Origin of the sequence: Arthrobacter sp. EPSL27, assembly GCF_001512305.1 — a bacterium.
Classification (GTDB): Bacteria; Actinomycetota; Actinomycetes; order Actinomycetales; family Micrococcaceae; genus Arthrobacter.
Genome location: NZ_LNUT01000005.1, coordinates 804,310 through 828,081, shown reverse-complemented (window position 1 = coordinate 828,081; position 23,772 = coordinate 804,310). Strand labels below are relative to the sequence as shown.

Annotated in this window: 24 protein-coding genes; 10 read left to right on the top strand and 14 right to left on the bottom strand. The window is 66.8% G+C overall.

Annotation, left to right across the window (positions count from 1 at the left end):
* Nucleotides 1-5: 5 nt before the first annotated feature.
* The 3 genes from AR539_RS14755 to AR539_RS14745 all read right to left on the bottom strand — a co-directional run bounded on the left by AR539_RS14755 (nt 6) and on the right by AR539_RS14745 (nt 4,138).
* Nucleotides 6-1,280: an LssY C-terminal domain-containing protein gene (locus AR539_RS14755; protein WP_157361024.1), complete on the bottom strand. Its 1,275-nt coding sequence runs from the start codon at nt 1,278-1,280 to the stop codon at nt 6-8.
* Nucleotides 1,280-2,980 (bottom strand): alkaline phosphatase D family protein, encoded by a 1,701-nt coding sequence (locus AR539_RS14750; protein ID WP_066438422.1) that lies wholly within the window; start codon nt 2,978-2,980, stop codon nt 1,280-1,282. Before AR539_RS14750 ends, AR539_RS14755 begins: the two co-directional genes overlap by 1 nt.
* Before the next feature lie 81 nt (nt 2,981-3,061).
* A complete protein-coding gene (locus tag AR539_RS14745; RefSeq protein ID WP_066438418.1) occupies nt 3,062-4,138 on the bottom strand; it encodes a M20/M25/M40 family metallo-hydrolase in 1,077 nt (358 codons plus the stop codon).
* Nucleotides 4,139-4,516: 378 nt separating this feature from the next.
* On the opposite strand from AR539_RS14745, the gene AR539_RS14740 reads away from it, so the two are divergent.
* From AR539_RS14740 to AR539_RS14730, 3 genes are all read left to right on the top strand, one after another.
* On the top strand, nt 4,517-5,878 hold the full coding sequence (locus AR539_RS14740; protein ID WP_066438416.1) for a hemolysin family protein: 1,362 nt from the start codon (nt 4,517-4,519) through the stop codon (nt 5,876-5,878).
* Nucleotides 5,871-6,911: a hemolysin family protein gene (locus AR539_RS14735; RefSeq protein ID WP_066438413.1), complete on the top strand. Its 1,041-nt coding sequence runs from the start codon at nt 5,871-5,873 to the stop codon at nt 6,909-6,911. The genes AR539_RS14740 and AR539_RS14735 overlap by 8 nt, the downstream gene beginning before the upstream one ends.
* A gap of 72 nt (nt 6,912-6,983) precedes the next feature.
* Nucleotides 6,984-8,171: a TerC family protein gene (locus AR539_RS14730; protein ID WP_066438410.1), complete on the top strand. Its 1,188-nt coding sequence runs from the start codon at nt 6,984-6,986 to the stop codon at nt 8,169-8,171.
* On the opposite strand, the gene AR539_RS14725 is transcribed toward AR539_RS14730, so the two are convergent.
* The 5 genes from AR539_RS14725 to AR539_RS14705 all read right to left on the bottom strand — a co-directional run bounded on the left by AR539_RS14725 (nt 8,168) and on the right by AR539_RS14705 (nt 10,914).
* On the bottom strand, nt 8,168-8,746 hold the full coding sequence (locus AR539_RS14725) for a dTMP kinase (protein ID WP_066438405.1): 579 nt from the start codon (nt 8,744-8,746) through the stop codon (nt 8,168-8,170). The genes AR539_RS14730 and AR539_RS14725 overlap by 4 nt on opposite strands.
* A gap of 86 nt (nt 8,747-8,832) precedes the next feature.
* Nucleotides 8,833-9,357, bottom strand: a complete 525-nt coding sequence (locus AR539_RS14720) for a hypothetical protein (protein WP_066438400.1) — start codon at nt 9,355-9,357, stop codon at nt 8,833-8,835.
* A gap of 28 nt (nt 9,358-9,385) precedes the next feature.
* Nucleotides 9,386-9,712 (bottom strand): GYD domain-containing protein, encoded by a 327-nt coding sequence (locus tag AR539_RS14715; protein ID WP_066438398.1) that lies wholly within the window; start codon nt 9,710-9,712, stop codon nt 9,386-9,388.
* A gap of 114 nt (nt 9,713-9,826) precedes the next feature.
* Complete coding sequence (locus AR539_RS14710) at nt 9,827-10,336, bottom strand: NUDIX domain-containing protein (protein ID WP_066438396.1); 510 nt, start codon at nt 10,334-10,336, stop codon at nt 9,827-9,829.
* Entirely contained in the window at nt 10,333-10,914 is a 582-nt protein-coding gene (locus AR539_RS14705) for a hypothetical protein (RefSeq protein ID WP_066438391.1), read from the bottom strand. Before AR539_RS14705 ends, AR539_RS14710 begins: the two co-directional genes overlap by 4 nt.
* A 210-nt stretch (nt 10,915-11,124) precedes the next feature.
* On the opposite strand from AR539_RS14705, the gene AR539_RS14700 reads away from it, so the two are divergent.
* The gene (locus AR539_RS14700; RefSeq protein ID WP_066438389.1) at nt 11,125-12,345 is read left to right on the top strand and encodes an alanine racemase; all 1,221 of its coding nucleotides are present in this window, start codon (nt 11,125-11,127) and stop codon (nt 12,343-12,345) included.
* Here the strand turns inward: AR539_RS14700 and AR539_RS14695 are convergent.
* Together AR539_RS14695 and AR539_RS14690 are read right to left on the bottom strand one after the other, a co-directional pair.
* A complete protein-coding gene (locus AR539_RS14695) occupies nt 12,326-13,222 on the bottom strand; it encodes an MBL fold metallo-hydrolase (protein WP_082699380.1) in 897 nt (298 codons plus the stop codon). The two genes, AR539_RS14700 and AR539_RS14695, sit on opposite strands and share 20 nt — an antisense overlap.
* Nucleotides 13,219-13,638 carry a winged helix-turn-helix transcriptional regulator gene (locus tag AR539_RS14690; RefSeq protein ID WP_066438382.1) on the bottom strand — a complete coding sequence of 140 codons (420 nt, stop codon included), beginning with the start codon at nt 13,636-13,638 and terminating at the stop codon, nt 13,219-13,221. The genes AR539_RS14695 and AR539_RS14690 overlap by 4 nt, the downstream gene beginning before the upstream one ends.
* 100 nt (nt 13,639-13,738) lie before the next feature.
* Between AR539_RS14690 and AR539_RS14685 the strand changes: the two genes are divergently transcribed.
* The 5 genes from AR539_RS14685 (at nt 13,739) to AR539_RS14665 (ending at nt 20,142) form a co-directional block, all read left to right on the top strand.
* A complete protein-coding gene (locus AR539_RS14685; protein WP_066438380.1) occupies nt 13,739-14,599 on the top strand; it encodes an SDR family oxidoreductase in 861 nt (286 codons plus the stop codon).
* Nucleotides 14,600-15,026: 427 nt separating this feature from the next.
* The gene (locus AR539_RS14680) at nt 15,027-16,154 is read left to right on the top strand and encodes a hypothetical protein (RefSeq protein WP_066438377.1); all 1,128 of its coding nucleotides are present in this window, start codon (nt 15,027-15,029) and stop codon (nt 16,152-16,154) included.
* Nucleotides 16,154-17,902: a SulP family inorganic anion transporter gene (locus AR539_RS14675; protein WP_066438375.1), complete on the top strand. Its 1,749-nt coding sequence runs from the start codon at nt 16,154-16,156 to the stop codon at nt 17,900-17,902. Before AR539_RS14680 ends, AR539_RS14675 begins: the two co-directional genes overlap by 1 nt.
* 107 nt (nt 17,903-18,009) lie before the next feature.
* Nucleotides 18,010-19,605, top strand: a complete 1,596-nt coding sequence (locus tag AR539_RS14670; RefSeq protein ID WP_066438372.1) for an MFS transporter — start codon at nt 18,010-18,012, stop codon at nt 19,603-19,605.
* Between the two features lie 150 nt (nt 19,606-19,755).
* Nucleotides 19,756-20,142 (top strand): SHOCT domain-containing protein, encoded by a 387-nt coding sequence (locus AR539_RS14665; protein ID WP_066438370.1) that lies wholly within the window; start codon nt 19,756-19,758, stop codon nt 20,140-20,142.
* A gap of 73 nt (nt 20,143-20,215) precedes the next feature.
* On the opposite strand, the gene AR539_RS14660 is transcribed toward AR539_RS14665, so the two are convergent.
* The 4 genes from AR539_RS14660 to AR539_RS14645 all read right to left on the bottom strand — a co-directional run bounded on the left by AR539_RS14660 (nt 20,216) and on the right by AR539_RS14645 (nt 23,119).
* A complete protein-coding gene (locus tag AR539_RS14660; protein ID WP_066438369.1) occupies nt 20,216-20,881 on the bottom strand; it encodes a GAP family protein in 666 nt (221 codons plus the stop codon).
* Between the two features lie 39 nt (nt 20,882-20,920).
* The gene (locus tag AR539_RS14655) at nt 20,921-22,075 is read right to left on the bottom strand and encodes an AI-2E family transporter (protein ID WP_066438367.1); all 1,155 of its coding nucleotides are present in this window, start codon (nt 22,073-22,075) and stop codon (nt 20,921-20,923) included.
* Between the two features lie 91 nt (nt 22,076-22,166).
* Nucleotides 22,167-22,469, bottom strand: coding sequence for an SHOCT domain-containing protein (locus AR539_RS14650; RefSeq protein ID WP_331457492.1), 303 nt, complete (start codon nt 22,467-22,469; stop codon nt 22,167-22,169).
* A 173-nt stretch (nt 22,470-22,642) separates the two neighbouring features.
* The gene (locus AR539_RS14645) at nt 22,643-23,119 is read right to left on the bottom strand and encodes a hypothetical protein (protein ID WP_066438359.1); all 477 of its coding nucleotides are present in this window, start codon (nt 23,117-23,119) and stop codon (nt 22,643-22,645) included.
* A gap of 194 nt (nt 23,120-23,313) precedes the next feature.
* Here AR539_RS14645 and AR539_RS14640 point away from each other — a divergent pair, with 194 nt between their 5' ends.
* The gene (locus AR539_RS14640; protein ID WP_066438357.1) at nt 23,314-23,688 is read left to right on the top strand and encodes a PLDc N-terminal domain-containing protein; all 375 of its coding nucleotides are present in this window, start codon (nt 23,314-23,316) and stop codon (nt 23,686-23,688) included.
* Nucleotides 23,689-23,772 lie beyond the last annotated feature (84 nt).

The window sequence follows — 23,772 nt, the reverse complement described above, 5'->3', positions numbered from 1 at the left end:
TGGAGTTACGCCAGTCCGGCCGTGACGCGGCTGCTCCGGACCCTGCGTTCACGGCGGTTCCGCGCGTACCTGCGGGAACGCACGCTGGAGAGGGCGATGATGAGGAGGATATCCAGGGACAGGCCCAGCAGGTTGGTGCCGAAGTCGATGGGCGGGCCGCCGCCCAGGACGCTGGCAGCCTGAACCACGATTGCTGCGGTACTGAGAAGCATCGCCACGACCCTGGCGAGATTGCCGCCCCGCAGAATACCCCAGGCCAGGAACATCTCTCCGACACCGAACACCGCCAGGACCGTCGCGGCGGCCGGCGGCGGTCCGGCTGATACGGCTGCCGCGGCGGGATGGACGCCGGTCAGCAGCGAGACAGCCAAAACGAGGGCAGCGATTCCGCGCAAAAATACGAGAACACCCCCGAACAGGGTAGGGGCAGGCCGCCTGTTCCGGCCGTTCGCCGGCGCCTGCGGCGGCCCTGCCGGTACCCCGGACAGCCGCGTGAGGTCCACCACCGGCAGGTCCCCGTCGGTGGAAATCGTGTCACCGCCTCCGTTGCGCGCGTGGTAACCGGTCGAAAAATCCCGGATCACCGTGACGTCGGCCTCGGGCACGGCCGACTGCAGCGAGGCCACGACGTAGTCCCTTTCGTCGTCCGTGTTCTCCTGGATCTTGTGGGTGATCTGCAGGGTGAACAGCGACAGCCCGACGGACCGGTCGTACGTGCCGGCGGCCAGCCAGTCCACCCTGGCGCCGCCCGGCAGCGCCCAGCCCGGCGGGCAGTGCCAGAAGCGGATGTGATGCCGTTTGCCGGGGCTCCCGCCCACCTCCTGCTGGTAGGCAAAGTCCTGCTGGCGGCCAAAGATGAACAGCGGGCTCACCGGCGCCTCGTCATAGCTGCGCCGGGTCAGCGTCGACAGGATGATCCGCCGACTGCTGGCCAGATCGACGTCGTCAGCCCGGGTCCAGCCCGCCCGGCGCATGGCGGCGTGGATCTGGTCTTCGCTCCCGAGCAGGGCCACGTTGACGGGGTCGCCCAGCAGGCCGTCGCTGGTCCGGGCCCGGCCAATGAAGTAATCAGGCAGATAGATCCTGGTCAGGATCCGGTGCACCCGGGGCAAAACCAGGTACGCCAGGGCGGCCCAGAACACGATCAGGAACCAGGCCATGGACGGCCGCAGGCTTTCCTCGAGGAGCAAGGTGGCCAGCCAGAGCGCGGCCACGCCGCTGAAGACAAACAGTGCCGTGTCCAGCGCGGCGGCCGGGTTCCAGGGAAGCCGGCGCAGCATTACAGGCGCTTTCCGCCGGTTTCGGCCCCACGCGGGACCACCGTGACGGAGGAGACGAGTTTCAGCCCGGGGTGCAGGTGGTCGCCGCCCTCCACCACGCCGGTCTGCCACCACAGTTTGAGCCCTTCGGGGGCGGCTTCCAGGCAGGCGAGGTTGTTGTCGAACCACGGCCCCTTGACGCCGGACCAGCGGAACGGCGGGTCCGGGACCTTGGCCGAGCGCGCCACCAGGGCGCCCACGGGCGTGGCCAGGCCGTAGGACATAACGGCGGCAAAGGACCTCATCAGCCGCGGCAGGGGGTTGCGGATGGGGGAGCAGACGGCCTGCACGATCCGGCTGCCGGAGGTGCGCTCCACCTCCGAAACGTAGGAGTAGTGGACGTCGCCGGAGAGGAAGGTGATGGTTTCCGGTGCCGGGCCGCGCTTGCCGTCGGCCACCTCGGCCACCATCCCCGCGACGTCCCGGAAGCTGTTCTGGAAGGCCCCCCAGTGCTCAAGGTCCACGGCCTGGCGCAGCGTTTCGCCGGCCCGGGCGGCGCGTTTCCCCCACGCCCCTTGGGAGATGGCCTCATTCCAGGACTCGACGTAGTGCAGGCCCATCGGCAGCAGGAAGGGCAGCGACGTTGCCACCAGCAGGTGGCGGAATCCGCCGCGCATCCGGTCGTTGAGCCAGTCCATTTCCGCCCGGTCCACCAGAGCGCGGCGGTCCGGCGTCAGGTCCCGGGCCGCGCGGGAATCCACCACGACGAGCCTGGTGTCCCCGAAGTCCCTGCAGTAGCTCCACCGGTAGGACCCGGGATCCTGGTCGGCCCGGTCCGCGAACCGGTCCAGTTCGTCGCTCACATCGATTTCGTCCCCGCCCGCGTGCCGGGTGATGATTTGCCAGATGGCATCCGCGGCGCGCTCCTTCGGGGACATGTTGCCCAGGTGCTGGTAGACCCAGTACGAGGCCAGCCCGGCGACGATCCTGCCGTGCCACCAGGACGTCGCCTCCATCTCCTTTTTCCAGCTGAGGGACGTGTTCCAGTCGTCGCGGATGTCGTGGTCGTCAAAGATCATGGCGCTGGGCAGTGTGGAGAGCAGCCACCTGTTGGTCGGGTCGGACCACGCCAGGTAATAGAGGTGGGCGTATTCCTCGTAGTCCTTGAGCTCCTCCCCGGGCGGTTCCTTGATGTCGCGCCGGGCGCGGATGAACTCCTGCATCTGCTCGCTGGTGAGGTCGGCGTACACCTGGTCGCCGAGGAAGGCCACCAGGTCCGGCCAGGGCAGGTCGCCGCCGGACGCCATCGCCAGGGCGTAGGCCCGCAGGGAGTCGACGCCGTGGGTCCGGTTGCCCGATTTGTCGTGCGGGACGCTGGTCCGGCAGGAGCCGAAGGCCATCCGCAGTGGCTTGCCCGGCTGCAGCGTCGCGATCATCGACGGCGGAAAAGGAAACGGAAACGGAGACACTGCTCCGGAATCGGGCCATGCCTGCGTGCCATTGATGTCGAGGGCGTATGGCGTGACCGTTCCCGGCTCCAGCCCGTCCAGCTCCAGCAGCGCGTAGTGGTGCCCGTGAACGGCAAACGTGCCGGCCTCCCAGCACCTGCCGCCGGCGCGGATGGAGACCCGGGCGGCATCCCGGGTCTCCACCCAGACACTCGCGGAGGTCTCATCCACGTACCGCATCATGGGGCCGAGCACGAGAGGAGAGGTCGCCATGACTTATTTGTACCTGCTCGGCACCGCGCACGGCCATGGTCTGCAGGAAATGATCAGGCGGTGGGTGCGCATGTCCGGCGGTCAGCCCCGGGCGGCAGCGTAGGACGCCGTGGCGTAGGCCAGAGCGGCGGCCATCTCCTTGAGCAGGTCAGCATTGGTGTTTTTGATGGTGTCGCAGGCCTCGTGGTAGCAGGAATCCATGACCTTGCCGGCGGTCCCGCCGAAAGACTGCACCTGGGCCTTGGACTTTTTCTCAACGTCGCCGCTGAAGAGCCCGCCGACAGGTATCCCCGCCCGCAGGAACGGTTCGTAGTCGGAACCGCCGTCAAAGACCGTGGACTCCGCCGGCAGGGAGACCTCCTTGAAATACCGGGCGAAGACGTCCTCGATCCTGTCCGAGCCCGACGGTCCGGCATCGCCGAAGTCGGAGCCGTCGCCGTCATGGTAGGACCGCAGGCCGTTGGGTGAGGCGGCCATATCCACGTTCAGGTAAGCGGCGATCTGGTTCTTTTCGGCCTTGCTCAGCTCGTCCACGTAGTGCTGGGAACCGTCGAGGTCATTCTCCTCGGCACCCCAGAAGGCGAACACCAGCCGGTTGGCCGGGGTGGTCCCGCTTTCCTTCATCCACTTGGCGGTCTCCAGCACGGCAGCGACGCCGCTGCCATTGTCGTTAATCCCCGGGCCGTCCTCCACCGAGTCCAGGTGTCCGCCCACCACCACGGTGTTCTCGGCATTGCCGCCGGTCTCGGCGATGATGTTGAAGCTTTCCACGTCTTTCCGGTTCTTGCCGCCGCCCCGGAACTTGAACGTCTGCCGGACCGGCGTGTACCCGGCCGCACGCAGCTGCTCCTCGACATAACGGCCGGACTCCTCGTATCCGGAGGTCCCGGACGCGCGGTTGCCGTCATTGTCGTCAGCGATCTTTTGCAGCGCCTCGAGGTGGCCCACCAGATCACGGGATTCAAAGGCGTCCAGCACCGCCCGCGCACCCACCCCGGCCGCCGGTTCCAGCCGGGGCGCGTCAACGTTGGGTTCGACGAACCTGTCGGCCGCGCCGCCGGGCGGGGAACCCGCCGCGGACTCGGACGTGCAGGCCGTCGCCGACAGGAGCAGCACCGCCAGGACCGCCGGAAGGACGTTCTTGCGCAGAGTCAGCATGCGGGGCAACCCATCACTAGTCGGTGCAAGTCCGCGTCCTTACGGTCCGGGAGGCCACGACGCTTGCTCCGGGGGCGAAGTGCACCGCCAACAAGTCCGCGGATTGCACTATCGGTTGCGTTTCATTCTCGTGGATCCCGCTGTATCTGCAATAGCGCTTTCCTGTGAAAGTGCTGTGCGAACGCCGCTGCCCTTGGCCGCGGTGAACCAGCGGCGGGCTGCGGGCCACCGCGCGTTTCGCCCGCAGCGGAGCGCTCCCCGGCGGAACGGCCGATACGGATAGACTGGCAGGCACTATGGACGACCCTCCTTCACATATGCCCTCGCCCCTCGACTTCCTGGCCGGATTGCCGGCCACTACAGGAGAGGGGCGCCCGAATGTATGAATGGATCATGATCGGCGTTGGCCTCATCCTGACGGTCGGCACCGGAATGTTTGTTGCCTCCGAGTTCGCCCTCGTGAACCTGGACCGCAACGACCTGGAGACGCGCCAGGCGCGCGGGGAAAAGCGGCTCGCCCCCACCATCAAGGCCCTCAAGATCACGTCGACGCACCTCTCCGGGGCGCAGCTCGGCATCACCCTGACCACGCTGCTCACCGGCTACACGTTTGAACCGGCCATCAGCAAGCTGCTGAGCGGGCCGTTGACGGCCGCCGGGCTGCCGGAATCGCTGGTCCCCGGCGTGGGCGCCGTCGCCGGCATCTTCCTGGCCACTGTGTTCTCCATGGTGATCGGCGAACTGGTTCCGAAGAACTTCGCCCTGGCCCTTCCGCTGGCCACCGCCAAAGTGGTGGTCCCGTTCCAGGCCTTGTTCACCACCGTCTTCAAACCCGTGATTCTCCTGTTCAACAACACTGCCAACTCCATCATCCGGTCCTTCGGCATCGAGCCCAAGGAGGAGCTCTCCGGAGCGCGCAGCGCCGAGGAGCTGAGCTCGCTGGTGCGCCGGTCGGCGCTGGAAGGCGTGCTCGACGTCGACCATGCCGCGCTGCTGCACCGGACGCTGCGCTTCTCCGGGCACAGCGCCGCCGACGTGATGACGCCGCGGGTGCGGATGGCCACCATCGGATCCGATGACACCGCGGCGCAGATCGTCGCACTGGCATCCGCCACCGGCTATTCGCGCTTCCCCGTGATCGGGCGGGACCGGGACGACGTCCTGGGGGTGCTGCACGTCAAGCAGGCCTTCGCGGTAGCCCTCGGCGACCGGGACGGGGTGCTGGCCGCCGACATGATGATCGAGCCGCTGCGGGTCCCAGAGTCCATGGGGGTGGACACCCTCCTCGGCCTGCTCCGCCGGCAGGGCCTGCAGGTGGCCATTGTTTCCGACGAGCACGGCGGCACCGCCGGCATCGTGACGCTTGAGGACCTCGTCGAGGAAATCGTCGGCGAACTGGAAGACGAGCACGACCGTGCCCGGACCGGCGTCGTCCGGACCGGCCGCTCGCTGACCTTCGACGCGGCCCTCCGGCCGGACGAACTCCTGGACCGGACCGGCATTGCCGTGCCGGACGGTGAGGAATACGACACCACGGCAGGGTTCGTGACGGACCGGCTGGACCGGATCCCCGAACTCGGCGACGTGGTGGCCATCGACGGCGGAACCCTGCGCGTGGAGCGTGTGGTGGGGACCCACGTCGAGCGGCTCAGGTTCACACCGGACGAATCCGCGCAGCCTCCACGGAGTGCGCATGACCGGATCATCGACAACCTCACGCAGGAGCTGACCCATGAGTGAATATCTGCCAGGCATCATCTGGCTCGTCATCCTGCTGGTGGTCAACGCGTTCTTCGTCGGCGCCGAGTTCGCCGTCATTTCGGCACGTCGTTCCCAGATCGAGCCCAAGGCGGAGGCCGGCAGCAAAGCCGCCAAAACCACGCTCTGGGCAATGGAGCACGCCACCCTGATGCTGGCCACCAGCCAGCTGGGCATCACGGTCTGCTCCCTGGTGATCCTGAACGTGTCGGAGCCGGCGATCCACCACCTGCTGGAGATTCCCCTCGGGCTGACGTCCATGTCCGCGGAGACGATCGGCATCGTGGCGTTCGTCGTCGCGCTGCTGCTCGTGACGTTCCTGCACGTGGTCTTCGGCGAAATGGTGCCGAAGAACATCTCCTTCTCCGTGCCCACCCGGGCGGCGCTGATCCTGGCGCCGCCACTGGTGATGGTGGCCCGCGTCTTCAAACCGGTCATCTGGACCCTGAACGGCATCGCCAATTCGATTCTGCGGCTCTTCAAGGTGGAGCCGAAGGACGAAGCCACCAGCGCCTACACCCTGGACGAAGTGGCGAACATCGTGGAGCAGTCCACCCGGGACGGGATGCTGTCGGACACCAGCGGCACCCTGACCGCGGCGTTCGAATTCACCGCCAAGACCGTGGCCGACGTAGCCGTGCCGATCCGGTCCATGGTGCTCCTGCCGTCCGACGCCACGCCGGCCGACATCCAGCAGGCCGTCGCCCGCCACGGGTACTCGCGCTACATCCTCACGAACGACGACGGGGCCCCCACCGGCTACCTGCACCTGAAGGACGTCATGGACCTGACGACGCCGGCCGCGTTCAACGAGGCGGTTCCGGCCAAACGGATCCGCAAGCTTGCCTCCGCGTTCAGCGGCAGCGAACTCGAAGACGCCCTGGCCGTGATGCGCCGCACGGGGGCGCACGTTGCCCGGGTGTTTGACGCCCACGGCGTCACCACGGGTGTGCTGTTCCTTGAGGACATCATCGAGGAACTGGTGGGTGAGGTCCAAGATGCCACCAGTGCCTGAATTCCGCATACCATCTGATAACCGGACATCGCTGGACGCTGGTGCCGGCACCTTCACGGAAGTTGAGCAGCCATGACAGTTTCTCCCCTTATCTGGACCATTACCATTGCGGTGATCGTGGCACTGCTGGCCTTCGACTACTTCTTCCACATCCGCAAGGCGCACGTTCCCACGCTGAAAGAGGCGGCCGCGTGGTCAGCGCTCTACGTGGGCCTGGCCGTGGTGTTCGGCATCCTGGTGTGGGTGTTCGGCGGCACGGCGATGGGATCGGAATACTTCGCCGGGTACATCACGGAGAAGGCCCTCTCCGTGGACAACCTGTTCGTGTTCCTCATTATCATCGCCAGCTTCCGGGTACCCCGGGAAGACCAGCAGAAGGTGCTGCTCTTCGGCATCGTCTTCTCACTGCTCGCCCGCACCGGGTTTATCTTCCTGGGGGCCGCGCTGATCAACTCCTTCGCGTGGGTGTTCTACATCTTCGGCCTGATTCTGCTGATCACCGCCGGCAACCTGCTCCGGCCGGATTCCCACGGCGACGACCACGCCGACAACTTCATCATCAGGATCGCCCGGAAGCTCTTCCACACCACGGAGCACTACGACGGCGACAAGCTCTTCACCATCCAGGACGGCAAGCGGGCGCTGACGCCGATGCTGCTGGTGATGGTTGCCATCGGCGGCACCGACATCCTCTTCGCCCTCGACTCCATCCCGGCGATTTTCGGCCTGACGCAGAACGTCTTCATCGTCTTCACGGCGACGGCGTTCTCCCTGATGGGCCTCCGCCAGCTCTACTTCCTGATCGACGGACTCCTGGACCGCCTGATCTACCTCGCGTATGGCCTGGCGGCCATCCTCGCCTTCATCGGCGTCAAGCTGGTGCTCCATGCCCTGCATGAGAACAACCTGCCGTTCATCAACGACGGCGAACCTGTCCCCGTCATCGAGATCAGCACGGGGCTGTCCCTCAGCGTCATCATCGGGGTGCTGGTCATCACGGTGGTGGCCTCGCTGCTCAGCCCGGCCGGCAAGGCGCAGACGTCGATCAACAACGCCCGCCGCCACGCCGTCAACTACCTCGACCTCGAGTACACGGCGGATGCGTCCGAGCGTGAGCGCATCTACCGGGCGCTGACCGCGGAGGAGGCGCAGATCGTGACCATGGACATCAAGTACCGGAACAAGGCCAAGGACATCGACAAGATCCGCGAGCTGGTCGCCGAAGCGCACCGCCAGCACGAGGAGTTCCTGGCCCGTTAGGCCCGCATTGAAGCCCCGGAGATGGCCTTCTGCACCCGGACGAGCACCTCGTCCGGGTGCCCGCCGGCAGCGACTCTGGTGAATCCGGCAGACTCGGGGAGGGCCTGGTAGGCGTCGTGCAGCGCTGCCAGGTCCTCCAGCCGTTCGGAGTCGGTGCCGCGGGTGAGGATCCGTGCATGCGCCTCGCGCGGGTCGATGTCCAGGTAGATGACCAGGTCCGGCGCGGGGAGCGTGCGGAGGAGCCAGGGCAGGAACCGTCCCCGGGGCAGTCCGTACATTTCGCGGAGCGCGAGCTGGCACTGGAGGTGGCGGTCCATGACCACCAGGCCGCGGAAGTTCCGGGCACGCCGGTGGGAATTCAGGACGTTGACCGTGCGGATGGCAGTTTCGACGAAGTCCGCGGCCCGCGGCGGGAGCCGGCGGCCCAGGCGGGCGCCGAGTAGGGACATCACCCGGCGTCCGGCGTAGTTGCGGAGGAGGAGGGCGTCTGTCCCGGCCCGGCGGGCCGCCTCGAGTGTGGCCTCGGCCACCGTCGTCTTGCCGGACCCGTCAATTCCAATGAATACGATCAGCAAAAAGGGGGCTCCTTGGGATGGCGTGGTGGCGGGGGCTACCCGGTTCAACGAACGGGGCAGCCGCTTGGTCCCCGGAGCCCTTCGCGTCAGAGACTGTGAGCCAGGAGCTCTAGACCGATGACCGCGAGGCTCAGCGTGACCTCGGCAAGGACGATCACTGCCTTGTGGTGGGCCGGCAGCTCAAGGCGGCGGATGGCGAGGTAACCGATCACCAGGAGGGCGACGACGAGGACCACGATGGCCCATTGCAGAGCCACTGCCGTGGACCAGAGCCCCAGGCCGGCCGCGAGGAGCAGCAGCAAGGGCGTGACCAGGACGCTGAGCGCCCCGGTGCTGACGGCGATCATGGAATTCAGTTCCGGGCCGCTGGGAAGCACACCATGGACCGTGAGGTGGCTCAGCAGGTCGGCGACGAAGATGCCCAGCAGGGAACCGACCACCACGATGGTGAGGGTGGCCGCCGCCGCAGCGGGCGTTGTCTCGTCCGCGTGGCTGCTCAACGCCAGCACCACGGCCAGCGCCGTGAAGCTGATGTAGACGCGTTCTTTGAGGCTTGCCGCGCGCTGGCTGGGCGTCTGCTCGTGCCGCCGGTCGGGTTCGGTGGCTTTCATGGGGACCTCCCGTCGGTTGGCTTGGTCCTCAGGCGCCCGGAGGCCGGTAGGAGACCTGGCTGGCCACCCGCAGGGCGTCCAGGGTTTCGTCGACGCTCAACAGCACGGTGGTCTCGAACGAGCTCAGGGCGCCGCCGCCGGTGATGGCCAGTGCCACGGCGGCCATCGAGACGTTGTCCGGGGCCTCCCACAGGTTGTAGCCGTCATGGCTGCCGAAGGCATACCAGAAGCCGTGGAGTTTTCCGCCGACCGATTCGATGTAGGCCCGGGCCGCTTTCGTGCGGTCCTCCGGGTTGCTGATCATTCTGGCCCAGGTTTCTGGGGTGTAGCTGAACTTGGACAGGTAGAGCGGCATCGACTTTCCCTTCGTTCGCTTCCGGGAGTGCGGATTACCCAAGGATGGCAGTATGCCGCCGGGCCAGCAATGGCCGAACGGGCTCAGCGGGAGTCCGGCCCGGGCCGGCGCCAGTCACCCGCCGCTTCCGGCCAGGTGTTCCATGAGGGCGTCCAGGACCGGTAGCTGGCCTTTGACCAGCTTGATCCTGGCCACGGACTCTTCGACCCACCGGGCGTCGTCCACTTCGGGGAAGTGCCGGACGGTGCCGGATCCCCGCGGCCATTCCAGCGGAAAGGTGTTGCTCACGATCTGGCTGGGGGCAAAGTCGGCTTCGGCCGAGAAGACCGTGATGACTTTTCCCGACGGCTGCCGGAAGGAACCCAGCAGGAAGTAGTCGGCGGGCGGCGCGGGGGTTCCCATTTCTTCGGCAAACTCGCGGTGCGCGGCAGCGAGCGGGTCCTCGCCGTCGTCGTATTCGCCCTTGGGGATCGACCAGGCACGGTCATCCTTGCGAGACCAGAACGGCCCGCCCATGTGGGCGATCCAGACCTCCACCGGCGTGCCGCCGGTTGGGGCGCCAGTTGTGCCGTCAGTGCCCGCGGTCCGGCGGTAGAGCAGGATGCCCGCACTGCGGACCGTCACGGGACGCCCGGGAGGAACTGGCGGTTCCTGATCCGTGAGTCACCGAACCGGAGTTCCAGCGGCTCAATCTCCTGCGGCCCGGCGTCCCCAACCCGCGGCCGGCCAACGGCGACGTGCGGGGTCCAGTGCGGGTACCGGAACCCGAGGGCCCGCGAGCTGAGGATGAAGTCGTCCACGTTGTCCACCAGCAGAGCGTCCAGCAGTTCATGCAGGGCGGACACCAGGGACACCTGGTAGTCACGGACGTGCTGTGGGACATCCACTTCAAGGCCGCTGACCCGGCCGCCGCCGAGCAGGACCAGCTTCGCGGAGCTCGCGGAGAACCCGCCCAGCACCGGCAGCCCCTCCAGCCACTCGACGGTGGTGCCGATGGCTGCTTCGGCGGTGGTGATGCCTTTGGTCCAGGCCGCGATGTCGCGGGCGAGGTCCGGCAGCACGCCGATGTGCAACAGGGTCAGGTGGAGTCCCTGTGGCTTGCGCAGGGCATCGACGCGGCTGCCCAGTTCCTCGTAGTCGGAGGCTCCGGAACCGACGGCGAGCACCGGTACTTCCACCGTGATCCGTGGGGCAGACTGCATCCGGACTCCCTCCCCGTACACGCCGGGCGCTGCTTCGCGTGCCCTTATCCGACGGTGCCATTATCCACCCGGGCACGCTATCCGGCGGGTGTGCGGTGTGCCGGTCCGCGGCGGTTAGGCACATGACACAATCAACGCATGGCCCGCAGCGGTATCCCGGCCCGTGTCCGGCGCGGCGGGCGGCCCTGCCCCTGACCACTAAGGAGCCTTGTGAGCAGCCCGAACCAGCACCAGCACGGAGCTGACACTGTTGTGCCGGCCAGGGGACTTACTGCTCCGGCATACCCGCAGTTGCGGCTCGACCTTGAGGCCCTTGAGAACAACATCGGAGTGATGGCGTCATGGTGCCGGCAGCGCGGCGTGGACCTTGCCCCGCACGTCAAGACGACGATGTCGGCACCGATCGTCGCCCGCCAGGTGGCTTCAGGTGCCGTCGGCGTCACCGTCGCCACGGTGGACCAGGCCGGCTCGGCACTGGGGTGGGGGTACCGGCACGTCCTGATCGCAAATGAAGTAGTGGACGGGTACGGCCTGATGCGCATCCGGTCATGGCTGGAGGAAGGCTTCGGCCGGGAGATCCGCTGTTTCGTGGATTCGGAGGCCGGTGTCCACGCGGCGGCCCGGGTTTTCGCCGGCGCGGCCGTCAGCCTTGAGGTGCTGATCGACGTCGGAACACCGGGAGGACGCACCGGAGTCCGGCGGTTGCACGATGCCGTGCGGCTCGCCGGGCTGGTCCATGGCACCCCCGGTCTCCGGCTCGCCGGTGTCGCCGGCTACGAGGGCGTGGTGCCCAACAGCCGGGCGGAGTCCACGGTCGCCGCCGTCGACCGGCACTGCCAGCTGGTGCGGGATGTGTTCGGGGCAACCGCACAGTACTTTGAAACCGCCGCCCCGATCTATTCCATGGGCGGGTCCGCGTTCCCGGACCGCGTGGTGGAACACCTTCCCGATGACAGCCAGTTGCCCGGAACACGGAGGATTCTCCGGTCCGGCTGCTACGTTACCCATGATCACGGCACCTACGCCGGCGTCAGCCCGGTGCCGGGCCTGGTACCCGCGCTTTCGGTCCGGGCCGTCATCCTGTCCGTCCCGGAGGAGGGAATGGCCGTGGTTGGTGCCGGCAAAAGGGACCTGCCCTACGACGCCGGATTGCCGGTCTTCCTGTCGGCGCGCACCGCGGACGGTGTCCCCAAGGCGGGGGCAACCGCCGTCGTGCATCAACTTTTCGACCACCATGCGGTCCTTACCGGGGCGAGCGGGCTGGACGTCACGGATGTGGCCGACTTCGGGATATCCCACCCCTGCTCGGCCTTTGACCGCTGGCCCGAGTACGTCGTCACCGATGGCTATGGCCACGCCATTGATGTGTGGCATACGGACTTTCACCGGAGGTCCCTGGCAGCTGGGAGTGCTACCGGCCAAATGCCCTGAAAAGGAAGAACCGGACGGACTGGACCGCGGACTCCCACCGGCAGGGCCCGTTCCAGATGATGAAGTTGGCCAACCGGTGCGCCCCGGGGCGGCCGGCGATCCGGGCCGCCGCATCCCGGACCGACTCCAGGTCCACGGCCGTCAGTGGGAGCGGCGCTTCACCAGGGTGCCAGGTCGATCCGAGCGGAAAGTCCTTGAACGGCCGGGCCATCATTTCGACGTGGGCGCCGAGCACCACGCTGACCGGATGCGAGGCGCTGAAATCGCAGAGCCTGCCCAGCGAATCCTGGAACGCCGGAAAGTCCTGCACGTAGAGCCGGCCCGGGTAGACCGTGTCTCCGGTGAGCAGCATGCCCGTTGCCTCGTCATAGATGACGACGGCGGACGGATGGTGGCCCGGCGTCGGGATCACCTCAAGCACCCGGCCGCCAAGGTCGACGCGGGCCGTGCCCCGGGGCCAGCCGCCGATCCCGAAGAACGAGGCGACCTCTTCGGCGGAATGCCCTACGATCCGGGTGTGGGGCCGGCCCGTGAATTGCCCGTCCGCGGCGACGTGGTCCCCGTGGGCGTGCGAGTGGGCGACGATGAGCTCGTAGCCGTCCTTTGGATGGCCGCGCAGCCAGTCCTCAATGAGGGTGTCGACGGTCGCCCGGAGCGGAAACCTGGTGGCGTCTGCCGTCGCACCCGTATCGAGGAGGAGGGCGCGCTCCTCGCCGAACAGCAGATAGAGGAATGGGGCCTCGAAATTGCTCGCAATGCTCTGCCGGAGCAGGACAGTGTTGGGCGCGGCCAAGTGCACCTGGATCGGCGGTGCCGCACTGTGTCGGCGGCCCCGCGTCCCCGCGTACCAGCGCACGTCGAGATCGAGGTGCGTCACGGTGCTGCTGTCCCGTCCAGAGCGCCGGCGGAGTCTGCGGTGCCGGGGGAGCCGATGATTTCCGCTGCGTGCTCGGCTATCCAGGTCACCAGGGGGAGCAGTACGGCAACAAGCCCGCGGCCACGGTCGGTGAGGCTGTAGTCGACCCTGGGCGGGATGACCGGCTGGGCATCGCGGCGGAGGAAGCCGTCTGCTTCCAGCGTTTTGAGCGTTTGGGCGAGCATCTTCTCGCTGATGCCCTCTGCGCGGCGGCGCAGCTCGCTCCAGCGTTGTGGACCCTTCCACAACGCGACCAGGATCAGCACGCCCCACTTGCTGGAGACGTGGTCGAGGACCGTGCGGCTGGGGCAACCGGCGGGAAATATCCCGTCTGCGCCCTCGATGGCGGATGGGCCAGAGTCCGTACTTACTTGCATACCAGTACCTTACTTTTAAGTGCGTACTCTCTCCAGGGAAGCTTTGTTGATCCGGCGCCGTTGCTGTGGAGGTAAGACATCCCTCGGTAAAAGGACCATCATGACCATCGTTATCACCGGCGCCACCGGGCAGCTCGGACGCCTTGTTGTTGAAGCACTCCTCGATCAGAACGTGCCCGCGGCGCGGATTGTGGCCGCAGGCCGGGATTTGACCAAAATCGCGGACCTCGCCGAGCAGGGCGTCCAGGTCCGGAAGGTGGACTACAGCGACCCGGAGTCGCTGCGCCGGGCATTCGCGGGCGCGGATAAGGTGCTGCTCATCTCCGGCAGCGAGGTTGGCCAGCGGTTGGACCAGCACCGGAACGCCATCGCCGCCGCCAAGGATGCCGGCGTCGGGCTGATCGCCTACACCAGCATCGCCAACGCCGGCAGCACGGGGATGCAGCTGGCGGCCGAGCACGAAGCCACCGAGTCGGCCCTGAAAGAGTCCGGGCTGCCGTTCACGCTGCTCCGCAACGGCTGGTACCTGGAGAACTACACCGACCAGTTGCGCAGCTACCTCCAGCACGGCGCCGTGCTGGGCAGCGCCGGCGAGGGACGCGTCAGTGCCGCCACCCGCGCCGACTACGCCCACGCCGCCGCGTCGGTGCTCCTTCTCGAAGACCAGGCCGGAACGGTGTACGAGCTTGGCGGCGACGTGCCGTTCACCCTGCGTGAGCTGGCCCAAGAGGTCAGCTCCGCCGCCGGGCAGCCGGTGACGTACCAGGACCTGCCCGTGGAGCAATACGCGGAGGTGCTGACGGAGGCAGGGTTGCCGGCGGCGTACGCGGCCATCCTTGCGGACAGCGACCGTGGCGTAGCCCGCGGCGAGTTGCTCGTGACCAGCGGGGACCTCAGCCGGCTCATCGGCCGGCCCACAACATCTATGCGGGAAGCCGTGCGGGTTGCTACGGGGCGGTGACGGCTTCCTGAGAATTTCCAGGCCGACCGTCCTGTGCTCGCGGTCAAGGCCCCCGGCGCCGGTCGCTAGGACAACAAGCCCAACCCCGGGCAGACCAAGGGGCCGACGACGGCTGGGGGAGAGAACCCCGGTCTCAGAGGGTTCTCGAGCGTCGCCGGCCCCGTCTCCCGCCGGACCCCAATGCTCCGGCAAACCAACGCAGCCGGTCCTGCGGTCCGCTGCACCCGGCAGCGGTGCGGACCTAGTACTATTCAACACCCTGCGTGCCATATCGGGGAGGGATATCTGGTGACCGCCGGGACGCGGGGGCCGCAGCGTGGTTTCATCCCTTACGGGTGACGGCATCCGCCCGCCGCCGTCATAGCGTGTGGGGTACTCCGGAACGGCATTCCACCATGCACCGAGCCCCGGGGAAGCGGAGTTAGCGATGTTGGCCCTTAAGAAGCACGCGGCAGTCACCTCCGAGTCCCGGGCGCTGGTGATCGGCGCTGCGGGGTTCCTCATCCTCGCCGTGACCGGGCTCCTGCTGGTGGGGCGCGAGCCAGCCACGCTGTCCGGCCGGGGTTCGGTGGGCACCATCGCTGCGGTGGGGACCGCAGTCCTCGGTGCGGCAGCGGTGGTGATCGGATCCCTGCACGGCCGTGCACTGGACCCGGCACAGGGGCGCGCGGGCGGCCGGACCCGCACCATCATCGACATATCGGCCCTCGCCCTGGCGCACGCCTGCATCTTCCTGCTCGGCTGGCTGGTGCTGTTCTCGGTCTTTCAGCGGGCGTTCGTGGGCGCCGTCCTCTACCCCCTGGCAGCGGCCATCCTCGCCGGAACCACAGGTGCCGTCAGTGCGTACGCCGCGTACCTGTCGGCGGTCACCATGAACGCCTACCGGCTCGCGGCGCTCCTGGCCGTCTTCCTTGTTACCGGGGTGCTGACCAGCATGCTGACGGCGGAAGACCCCCAATGGTGGGAGGAGAACCTAAGCGCGCTTGGCATGAGCTCCGACATTTCCGGGGTGACGTTCAACGTCACCCTGATCGTCGCCGGCGTCGTGGTGACGACCCTGGCCGGCTACGCGACGAAGACCCTTGAAGCGGAGGACGCAACGGCGTCGCACCGGGCCCGGCAGCTGGAAGGCGGCATCATCCTGATCGGAGTGCTCCTGGCGTGCGTGGGGTTGTTCCCCGTCGATGAGCAGTTCTGGCTCCACACGGCGGCAGCTTCCGGCATGGTGGTGGTGTTCGGCACCCTCATCGTCCGCATGCGCTCGCTGGTGCCCGCCATCCCGGCCACCTTCCACCTGCTGGGCGCCCTGTTCCTCGGCGTCATCGCCTTCGCCGTGCTGATGTACTTCCCGTTCGGCTACTACAACCTCACAGCCGTGGAGCTCATTGCCGCGTCGCTGGTGTTCGCCTGGCTGATTGTCCTGATCCGGAACCTCGCCGCCGTCGACGCCGACCAGGTTGCAGCAGGCGGACCGGCCCGCCCGCAGCCCCAAACAGCCGGCACGTCCGCGCAAGCTGCCGGGGCCGGAACGGACAGCACCGCCACGGACTCCTGATGGGCAAGCAACCTGCGGAACGGGGCACAAAGGAGGCGCGGCGCCAAAACCGCGCCGGGTTGCCGATCGCCGGCCAGCTCCGTTCCTACGACCGGGCCTGGCTGCGCGGCGACCTGATCGCGGGAGTCACCGTCGCAGCCCTGATCGTCCCGAAGAACCTGGGGTACGCCGGCATCGCCGGGATCCCGCTGCAAAACGGGCTGTATGCCGCCGCCGCCGGCGCCATCATGTATGGCATCTTCGGTTCCTGCCGGCAGATATCGATGGGGCCCAGCTCCGGGCTCGCCGCCGTCGCTGCGAGCGCCGTGGTCGCGGCCGGCATCACCGGCGGGACGGACGTCGCCTCCTTCGTCGCGGGCATCACCCTCGCGTCCGGGGTCCTGTTCTTCCTCCTCGCGGTGCTCAGGATGGGCTGGATTGCACAGTTCCTGTCGCGCGCCGTGGTCACCGGATTCCTCTTCGGTGCCGCGGTCGACGTCGTCATCGGTGAACTTCCGAAGTTGACCGGGACCGACGTCAGCGGGTCCAACCCGTTCCAGGAGCTGCGGTCCTGGCTGGGGACCCTGGGCGAAACGCATCCGGCGACCGCGGTGGTGGGGCTCGTCTCACTGGCCGTGGTCTTCGGCCTGCGGGCGGTCGCGCCGAAGGTCCCCGGCGCGCTGGTACTGGTGGTGGGCGGACTGCTGGCGGCGTCCCTCTTCGACCTTGGCGCCAGGGGCGTGGCGCTGGTGGGCGACGTGCCCAGGGGGCTGCCGTCCCTGGAGGTGCCGGACGGCCAGCTGATGTGGGACAACGCGGGCACAGTGGCGCTCGCAGCGGTGGCGCTGGTGCTGATCGGGTTCTCCCAGACAGCGGGGGACGCGCGGGCGTTCGCGGCAAAGCACCACTACCAGATCAACATCAACCAGGAGTCGACCGCCCAGTCACTCGCCAACGCCACGGCGGGCGTCTTCCAGGGAATGCCGGTCTCCACCAGCCTGTCAGCGAGCTCCCTGAACGACCACTCCGGAGCGAAAACCGGTGTGGCCTCCCTGACCTCGGGCGTCACGGTGCTGCTGACCCTCCTCATCCTGGCGCCTCTCTTCTCCAACCTGCCCACACCAGTGCTGGCGGCGCTCATCATCGAAGCGGTGGTGATGGGCATGATAAATGTGCCGGAAATGCGGCGGCTGGCCCGGGTGCAGCGGTTCGACTTCTGGATTGCCGTCGCAGCTATTCTTGGCACCCTGGTCTTCGGTGTGCTCGCGGGCGTCCTCATTGGAATCGGACTCTCGCTCATCTGGCTTGTGCGGGTGGCCACCCATCCGGAGATGCCGGCCCTGGTGCGGGAACCGGGCACGCAGGTCTTCCGGGAAGCCGGCGCGCACCCCGGTGATGAGGTGGTCCCCGGTGTGGCGGTGATCCGGTTCGACGGCGGCCTCTTCTTTGCCACCGCCGACGCGCTGGAGGACAGGCTGCGCGGGACCATCCACTCGACGCCGGACCTGACCGGCATCGTGCTGGACTGCGCGGGGATCAACTTTGTCGATTCGCAAGGTGCGGCCAAGATGGCGGACATCATCAACCTCGCCCACGAGGCGGGGGTGACCCTCCGCCTCGCCCGGCTCAAGCCCGCGGTCCGGGCCACCCTGGCACGGGACGGAGTGATCGACCGCATCGGCGAGGACAAGATCCACGGCAACATCTTCAGGGCCGTCCAGGCCCAGCAGCCCGCCGTCGACAACGGCCGTGACGACACCCCCGTCTAGTCCGGGACCACGCCGCGCTAACCTCATGCCCCGGGAATGATTCGCCGCCCCCGTCCCATGGCTAGTTTTGGGGGAGCATGCCCAACCACCGCGGGAGACGATTGCAGATGAGCACACCCAACGGCGGCGGCACCCAGGCGGAGCCGTTCGACAGCAGACTCGCGTTGCTCCTGGCGATGGCGATGTTCGTCCTGGTGGTCGACACCTCAATCATGAATGTCTCGATTTCCGCCGTGGTGCGGGACATCGGCTCGACCGTCAGCGGTCTCCAGTCAGCAATTGCGCTTGAGGCGCTGGTCTCCGCCGCCTTTATCCTGATCGGCGGAAAGATCGGCGACCTGTCCGGCCGCAAGCGTGCCTACGTGATCGGGCTGGTCTGCTACGCCATCGGCGCCCTTTCAATGACGCTGGCTCAAAGCCTCCTCCCGATCATCATCTTCTGGGCGGTGATCGGCGGGCTCGGTGCCTCGCTGCTGCTGCCCGCCATGCAGTCCCTCATCCACGGCAACTTTGAGGGGGCGGCGCAGAAGAGGGTTTATGCCCTCGTGGGCGCCTCGGCTGCGATCGCCGCGGCGGTCGGACCCCTGCTGGGCGGTTTTATCACCACCTTCCTGTCCTGGCGCGTCGCCTTTATGCTCGAGGCCGTCATCATCGCGGTGGTGCTGTCCGGCATCAAGCTCGTTCAAGACGTTCCCTTTGTGGGCTCCCGGTCCCTGGACCTCGTCGGATCCGTCCTCTCGATTGTGGGCATGGGCGGCATTGTGCTGGGCATCCTGGTGTGGCAGGAAGGCGGCGAATCGGTGGGCGCGCTGCTGGCCGTGGGCGCCGTCGGGCTCGGCGGCCTGATCTACTGGCTCCTCCGCCGCAAGCGGCTCCACAAGGCGACCCTGCTGGACCCGGACCTGTTCCAGTCCCATGGCTTCCGCTTTGGTGCGACGGGCCAGATGCTGCAGCAGATCGCGCTCGGCGGGACCATGATCGTGCTGCCCATCTACCTCCAGATGGTGCTGGGCTACAACGCCATGCAGGCGGGATTGTCCATCGCCCCGCTGTCGTTGACCATGTTCGCCGTCGCCATGCTTGCCGGCAAGCGGGCCGGGAAGCGCCGCCCCGCGAACCTCATCATGTGGGGCTTCCTGCTCTTGATCGCCGGGCTGGTGGTGCTGATTCCGATCGTTCCGCGCGCAGACTCCGGCTGGTGGCTCCTGCCGCCCCTGATCATTGCCGGATGCGGCCTGGGGCTTCTGGTGTCCCAGCTCAACAACTACACCTTGTCCCCGATCACGGACGAACGGGTCAGCGAGGCCGCCAGCGTGAACTCGGCCTCAGGGTCCTTTGGGTTGTCCTTGGGGCTCGCGTTCGCGGGCGGCATTATGCTCGCGTCGCTGTCCTCCATCTTCGTCAGCATGTCGGACTCCAGCACCGTCCTTGCCCCCGAACAGCAGCAGCAGGTGGCGCAGAGCCTGGAGCAGGACGCCCAGGTGATGAGCGACGCGCAGCTTCAGGAGCTGCTGGCCGGGGAAACGGAGGAAGTCAGGAACGAGATGATCCGCATCAACACCGAAGCGCGGCCCCTTGCCCTCCAAATCGCCCTGGTGGTTCCGCTCCTGGCAGGTCTGGCCGGTCTGCTCACCTCATTCCGGATGAGGCGGCTGCCCGACCCGAAACCCTCCGGGGCCGGCGAGGGCGCAATTCTGGGATGAGTCCCGAAGCCTCGAAATTGCGCCCGGGATTTCACCCGCAGCGGGTGAGGAATGCGGCTTGGAAGGGGCAGAAAATGTTGGTATCTGCCACTGGTCAGGCAGCCAGGCGCACCATTTCCACGCCGCATCAACTGAAAGCAGGGCAGCCACATGAGTTTCTGGGAAAACTTTTGGAATATCTTCTTATGGTTCTTTTATGTGTACGCATTCATCGCCTTTCTGTATGCGTTGTTTGTGGTCATTAGCGATATCTTCCGCGACCACGAACTGAACGGCTGGATGAAGGCCGTATGGATTGTGTTCCTCGCGTTCCTTCCGCTGCTGGGCGTACTGGTGTACCTGATTGCCCGCGGCAAGGGCATGACTACGCGGATCAGTGAGCGGGCCCAGCGGCAGCAGGAATCAACGGATGCCTACATCCGCCAGGTGGCCTCACCGAGCCCGGCAGAGGAGATCTCCAAGGCCAAGGCCCTGCTGGACTCCGGAACCATCAGCCAGGACGAGTTCGCAAAAATCAAGAGCAGCGTGCTGGTCTAAGGGTGCAGGGAGCGCCCCGGCGGTTGAACCGCCGGGGCGCTTCCGTTTGTTCCGGGCTGCCCACGGCTGATGTTCACAACTGCCCGATCCCGTAGATCACAAGCAGCACTCCGATCGCCAGTGTTGCGACCGCCGCGATGGTTTGCCCGTTCCGCTGCATCCAGTCATAAATCGCGGTCAGCGGTGCCTGGGCCCGAACTGGCGAGTGCAGCCAGATGCTGATCGGGGCAACCACTGCTGACTGGACGGCGACGGCGTAGGCGAGGACCAGCAGGGTGCCCTGGAACCAGGGCGGTTCCCGCACGCTGATGACCGCCCCGGCAGCGACGGCCAGCAGGATCGACTTTGGCCGCAGGTTCAGTCCCAGGCCGAGGACGGCGTATTCCCATGGCCGGGCGGACTGGAACCGTGCCTTCATCTTGCCCACCACGGCGCTGTCTGCTTTGCTGCCGTGCCAGAAAAGGTAAACGGCGTAGCCAATGAGCAGGACGCCGACACCCAACCCGATCCATGCCACCGTTTCGTCCTGCCTCAGCCTGGGCCGGCCCGGCAGGAACTGCAGCCCGACGGCCGAGAAGCCTACAACCAGGATGGAGCCGGCGACGCTGCCGATCAGGAAAGGAACGGCGCCGCGGCGCGGGTCCGGGGAGAGCAGGATCATGATGGTGATGCTCACGGGGACGGTGCTGATCGCTCCTGCGAGGGCGAACAGCAGCAGGCTGGTGAGGGTGCTCAGCACGTGGACGTCCCCTGGCCCGGGCCACTGACCGGCGCCATCTCACGCCTTCGGTGTGCTCGCGGGGCCGGGGCCTGCCGTTCCCCGCCGGGCCCGGCGTGCGCGGATCGCCTCGTCTTCCTGCTTCAGGATGACCTCGAGGGCTTTCTTGTCTCCCGTCAGCGGCCGCCACCATGCGACGTCGGGATTGGAATCGAGGAGGATGGTGCGGGCCAGGAGCGTCAGCGGCACGGCGAGGATCGCGCCGGCGGGGCCTAGGAGTACGGCCCAGAACAGCACCGAGGCGAAGGTGATGGTCTCGCTGAGGGCCACGGCGTTGCCGACGTACTTGGGTTGAATGATGGACTGGATGATGGTGTTGATCCCGCCGTAGATGACGATGATGGCCAGCACGGTGGGCCAGCCCCCGGTGAGGAATCCGAAAAACAGCGGCGGGACGATTGCGATGAAGTAGCCGATGTTGGGAATGAAGCTGCAAATGAAGGAGAGGAGCCCCCACAGCAGGGCGCCCGGGACCTGCAGTATGGCCAGGAGCAGCCAGTTGAAGAGGCCTTGGGCGACTCCCAGGACCGTGGTGGCCACCATGTACCGGCGGACGTTGCGGCCAAAGTCGTTGTAGGCGGTGACCAGGTGGGGCCGGTGGTAATTCAGGTGCGTCAGGACGGCTGGCATGCGGGAGCCGTCCACTGCCATCAGGATCAGCATGGTCAGGATCACCACCAGGCTGGTGACGAGGCTCGTGATGTTTCCCAGTAGGCCGGCGAGGAAGCTGATGAGCCGGCCGGGGGTGAATCCCGCCAGCACAGCCTGGGTCTGCTCAGGGCCGAATCCCACCGATTCGAGCAGCGCAGTGATTGAAGCGCCCAGCTGGGCCAGCTGCGGAGCGTACTGGGGCAACAGCGCCGAGAACTGCGCGAGGGAGGCAATGAAGATGGTGGCGAAACCGGCGAGCAGTGCAAAGACGGCCGCAATGGTGGTGCCCGTCGCGATGCCCCGCGGGATCCCGCGGCCCTGCATCCAGCGCCGCAAGGGGTGGACGCAGAGGGTCAGAACAAAAGCGAAGAAGACGGGGATGACAATTCCCCGCATGGCGGACAGCCCGAAGGCCACGACGGCGGCAGTCGCCAGGGTGAGCAGGATGACTGTTGCACGGGGGAGGGCCGGGTGTGGAGCTGATTCCGCTGGTTCCGGCTCCATGGAGCCCTCCTTCGATCACCGTGGACACAGGGTAGAGACGCAGCGTGTGCCTGGTAGGGTCCCGGTGGCATCCGCCGTTCCCTGCCCACGGTCAGCTGGTGACCCTGGTCTTGATCCGCTGGAACTCATCCTGAGAGATGGTTCCCGCATCCAGGAGGGCCTTCGCCTTGGCGATTTCCTCCGTGGGGCTCGCGGCTGCGACACGGCGGATATAGGAATCGGCTTCCGACTGGTCCCGGCGGGCCCGTTCCATGGACCGGGCGGCCATGCCCTTGCCGCGCGCCACCATGTACACCAGCAGCGTCAGGAACGGCACAAACGCCAGGAATACGATCCAGACAGCCTTCCACCAGCCGCTCAGTTCATGGTCACGGAACAGGTCGGCAATGACCATGTACAAGGCATACAGAAAAGCGAAGAGCGCATAGAAAATGAAAAACCACCAGAAGATTTCCCAAAAGCTTTCCCACAAGTTCACTTTGTTCCCCTGCTTTCATTTGGTGCGGCACTTTTCGTAAAACGCAGCCCCCGCCGGAAGAACCCCTGCCGGAAGGAACTGCAACCTGGCTAGCATTCAACCTCCGTCACGAGGTCGCTCAGGGCGCCCTGGACGTTTTCCGCTTCGTCCCGCAGGGAATCGACAGCATCGGTGAGGGTGGCGTCGTCGGGAACGTCGTTGACGGCGGCCGTGAAGGTGTCCTCCGCAGCCTTGACCGCATCGACACGGGCGGCGGCCGCGTTCCCGGTTGCCGTGACCAGCTCGTCATAGGTCTTCGCCACCAGGTCCCGCGCCGCACGGACTTGTTCAACGGTTGCGCCGGGTTTGAGGCTGTCCTTGAAGGCGGTGAGGGCGTCGGCAAAGGCGTCGGCGGCGGCACAGACCGGGGCAACGGTCGGCGTCGGACTGGCTGTGCCCGGGCCCGAGGATGTCGCTGCGGGGCTGGTGGTGCCCGACGGCGGGCTCGCCGTGCTGCAGCCGGACACAAGCGCCAGCGCTGCGCCGGCCGCCAGTAATCGTGCGGGGATTCGCTGCGGCTTCGCCATGTGTGGCCCCTCTCGGACGGCATTCTCCTGGCAGCACCATCACTGGCAGGTAAGTCCATAGTTGGCCTCGTTCCGAGGGTCTGCCTCACCCGCCGGGGGTGATCCGGGGCTGTTCCGACGCAGGGCCAATTGTGGGATGATGCGGGCAGGCGGAGGGCGGCTGATCCCGGCTGATACTGCTGAAAGGAAAAGGCATGAATTTCTGGGACTATTTCTGGCTGATGATGTCGTTTGCTCTTTACATTTCCTATCTGGTGGTGCTTTTCCTGATTGTCAAGGATATTTTCTCCGACTCCACGCGCACCGGCTGGAGCAAAGCTGTCTGGGTGATTGTCCTGATCTTCCTTCCGGTCCTGGGCGGCGTGGCATATCTGATTGCCTTCGGGCAGTCCATGGCGCTCCGGCAGGCAGCGCGAAGCGACGCCCGGGAAGACGCCGAAGGCTATGGACGCCAGACGGCCGGCAGCGACCCGGCCGATCAGATCGCCCGGGCAAAGGCGCTGATGGACGACGGCGCGCTGACCCCCGAGGAATTCGCCGCGCTTAAGCAACAGGTGCTTCGCCAGTAGCGGTTGTGCCTGACGGGTCACCCGCCGGAGATGATGTGCCGCCGTTCCATCGGTGATGGAATCGAGCTGCAATCCGGCTGATCT